Here is a 3218-nt window from a genome sequence, read left to right on the forward strand (position 1 = left end):
TGGAGGATTCCACCGGCTTGCGGCTGGCGGAGTCCCTGGGCTGCCGTGCCTTGATTCTCACAGCCCGTACAGCGACAGAGGCCGTTGTGGAGTTGCTGGACAGCGGCGCTGACGATGTTTTATGCAAACCCTTCGGGTTGGAAGAGTTGGCTGCCCGCTGTCGGGCCTTGTTGCGTCGCACCAACAGCCTGAAGGAACGGGTCAGTGTGGGACCGCTGGACGTCCACCTGCTCTTGCGGCGGGTCACGCTACGGGATCAGCCTGTGGAACTGAGCCCGCGGGAGTTTGCCTTGCTCTGTGCGCTGCTGACGCCCCCTGGCGTCACCCGCAGCCGCCAGGAGTTGTTGCGCATGGCCTGGCCACCCCACAGTGGCGGCCCCCGCTCCGTGGATACCCAAGTGCTCACCTTGCGGCGCAAGCTGGAGCAGGCAGGATTGGGGGGAGAAAGCGGTGTGATTCAGACGGTGCGGCAGCAAGGATATCGCTTCAGCCTGGATGGGCTGAACCGCCAGGCCATGGAGACGAGTCTGCGCAAGAGTGGCGCGGCAGCCGGGTCCTGAACGGGCAGCGGATGTGTGGCGGCACGGTGGCGAGGATCCCGCATCGGTCTCTATTATTGCTTATTATTCTCAATAAAGATCTGCCGCCTCGCCAATGCTGCTGTGTACCCTCCCTCTCCGGATTTCCGCCCCCATCCCGAACCGCAGCCAGTGGGCCGAACCCTTTGCAGGCGTATCCATGGTGGTGGTCTGTGACCGCCAGGACATCCTCAGCCTCGTGTTGACCAGCAGCGTCGTTCTGTTTCCCCAGGCACTGAACCTGGAGCTGTCCACCTGTGCAACCCACGGCCTGGCTCTGGTCCGCGCCAGACAACCCCAACTGCTCGTCTGCATCGAACCCCTAGCTGAAGGAGACACGCTTGCACTCGTTTCCCAAGCCAAACGCCTGCCCGCAGCCCCGAAAATTCTCTTGATCTGCAACTCGACTGATTCTCAATCACTTCCCATGGCTGTGGAGGCCTGCTGCGACGGCATCCTTGGAGCCGACTCGGCGGATGCCGGCACCGTCTTTCAAGCCCTGCGCAGCATCGTCGGTGGGGACACCTACAGGGATCACCCGGTCACCACGGCTTTCCAGAGCGGTAACGGCTGCAACCGGCCTCCGGGGGAATGTAAGCTCACGGCGCGAGAACGACAAGTCCTGCAACTGATTGTGCGCGGATATTCGAACCGGGAAATCAGTCAGCAGTTGCACTTGGGACCCAGCACCATTAAGACCCACGTGTCTCGCCTGCTGAGCAAGCTGGATGCCCGTGACCGCACCCAGGCCGCGGTTCGGGCCATTGCCCTGGGGCTGGCGCCCTGGCCTTCGGGGGAGCAGGCGGTGCGCCCGGCGCCATGAACAAGTTCCCGGGCGCTGCCGGGAATTCCAATTTTCTACGCAGAGGGAAAATTCTGTTACACTACGTCAACTGCCTGAACCCTGTTGGACGATCTCACTGCCATCAACCTCTCCTTGCTCATTGGTGCTGCCGCCCTGGCACTGTTCTTCGTCAGCGATGGCTTCCCCAACGACGACGATGATGACTCATCTGACGGCGGTCTGATGCAACCTGTCGGCGCCACAATCTGAAGCCGCCGCGGCCCATCCCAGCCACCGGCGCGTTCCGGGTCCCTAGAAGTTCCTGGTCTCGCTGCCTTCAGGCTGGGCCAACGCCTTCAAGGCGATCTCTTCCGCAACCCGGTATTGGCGATCCTGGTCCGTGCCCAGGCTGTCCACCCCCAAGTCCTGAAGTTCTTCGACGCTCAACAGGGACTCTACGTCCGGTGCGATCCCTTCCCGGTGGATGTCGCGACCGTTGGGGGTCAGATATTTGGAGATGGTCACCGTCATGCCGGAACCATCCGACAGCCCACGCACGGATTGCACCAGGCCTTTCCCAAAGGTTTGCTCGCCCACAAGCTGTCCACGACCATTGTCCTGAATGGCGCCGGATAAAATTTCACTGGCGCTGGCGCTCACTTCGTTGACCAGAATCACCAAAGGGTCGTCCGTGAGGGGTTCCTTCCTCGTGAAGCGGACGCTCTTGGAGCGTTCACTCTGGATGCTCACGATGGGCACGCCAACATCCAGCCACTGATCGCTAATGGCCACGCTGGCCTCCAACAGGCCACCGGGATTAAAGCGCAGATCCAGCACGTAGGCATCAACGCCTTGGGCTTCCATGTCCTTGACCACATCGGACATGTCGGTGGCCGCATTGGCGCTGAACTGCTTGAGACGGATGTAACCCACCTGGGTGCCGGCTGTGGTGGTATTGATCCGGCTCACCACCGGATTGATGCTGATGCGGTCCCGGACGATGACCACGTCAAAATCCTCCTCGTCGTCCCGCTCGATGGTGAGGGTGACCAGGGAGCCGATGGGTCCACGGATCAGTTGCACCGCTTCCTGGGAACTCATGCCTCGGGCATCCTTGCCGTCAATTTCCACAATGCGGTCGTTGGTCTGCACGCCAGCCGTGGCGGCGGGGCCGTCCTCGATGGGCGCCACCACGGTCAAACGCTGGGTGTCCTCATCGAAGCTGAGCTGGATCCCGACTCCCGTCAGCTCACCGGTGGTATCAATGTACAGTTCCTTGAACTCGTCAGGATCCATGAAGCGGGTGTAAGGGTCGTCCAACGTGAGCAACATGCCCCGAATGGCCTCGTAGGCCTCCTTCTTGGTGCTGTAGGTCTTCGAGAGAAGGTCTTTGCGCAGTTGGCGCCAACTGTCCTTGTCGTAGTCCCCTATGGAGGCCAGGTAGTTGCGGTAGATGATCTGCCACGCCTCGTCAATCACCTCCTTGGGGCTGTCTGTAATGAGAGCCGCCCAACTGCCACTGGCCAGGACGGCACTGCCGAGCAGCAGCAAGGCACTGTACCCGGACAGCGCCAGGGCGCCCTTTAACCATAAGGAGGTGGAGGAGTTCATCACGTCGTGATCACACAGATCATCAGCCTACAGATGCCCGTCCCCTGAACACGGCCGGCGGGACAGGTTCAGGCCATGGCCCTATTGTTCAGGGTGTCTAGGCTCAGGACTCATAACCAGAAGCCGGGAGTGGGGGCGAGGAGGACGGCAGAGAGGAAGAGAAGATATGGGCACAGCGGTCGTAGCGGGGGCAATGCGCCGCCAGTCCTTCAGCTTGGCAAACAGGTTTCCAACCTTATGGCGCA

The 3218-nt window shown here is 61.2% G+C and carries 4 protein-coding genes; 3 read left to right on the plus strand and 1 reads right to left on the minus strand.

Annotation, left to right across the window (positions count from 1 at the left end; translation table 11 throughout):
* The 3 genes from FLM9_RS07330 to FLM9_RS08265 all read left to right on the plus strand — a co-directional run.
* Window positions 1–560, plus strand: a 560-nt coding sequence (locus FLM9_RS07330; protein WP_074457958.1) for a response regulator transcription factor, incomplete at its 5' end; no start/stop codon positions are given.
* A gap of 94 nt (window positions 561–654) precedes the next feature.
* On the plus strand, window positions 655–1401 hold the full coding sequence (locus tag FLM9_RS07335; RefSeq protein ID WP_074457959.1) for a response regulator transcription factor: 747 nt from the start codon (window positions 655–657) through the stop codon (window positions 1399–1401).
* 84 nt (window positions 1402–1485) lie between these two features.
* Window positions 1486–1632, plus strand: a complete 147-nt coding sequence (locus FLM9_RS08265) for a hypothetical protein (RefSeq protein WP_180365342.1) — start codon at window positions 1486–1488, stop codon at window positions 1630–1632.
* Between the two features lie 42 nt (window positions 1633–1674).
* Here the strand turns inward: FLM9_RS08265 and FLM9_RS07340 are convergent, their stop codons facing one another.
* Window positions 1675–2973: a S41 family peptidase gene (locus FLM9_RS07340; protein ID WP_074457960.1), complete on the minus strand. Its 1299-nt coding sequence runs from the start codon at window positions 2971–2973 to the stop codon at window positions 1675–1677.
* Between the last annotated feature and the right edge of the window lie 245 nt (window positions 2974–3218).

This window comes from Candidatus Synechococcus spongiarum (assembly GCF_900047545.1).
Lineage (GTDB): Bacteria > Cyanobacteriota > Cyanobacteriia > PCC-6307 > Cyanobiaceae > Synechococcus_B > Synechococcus_B spongiarum_C.

What these genes read in the sequence shown, in the direction of transcription:
- FLM9_RS07335 (WP_074457959.1), top strand. Translation starts at nt 655, where the DNA reads ATGCTGCTGTGTACCCTCCCTCTCCGGATTTCCGCCCCCATCCCGAAC.
- FLM9_RS07340 (WP_074457960.1), bottom strand. Translation starts at nt 2,973, where the DNA reads ATGAACTCCTCCACCTCCTTATGGTTAAAGGGCGCCCTGGCGCTGTCC.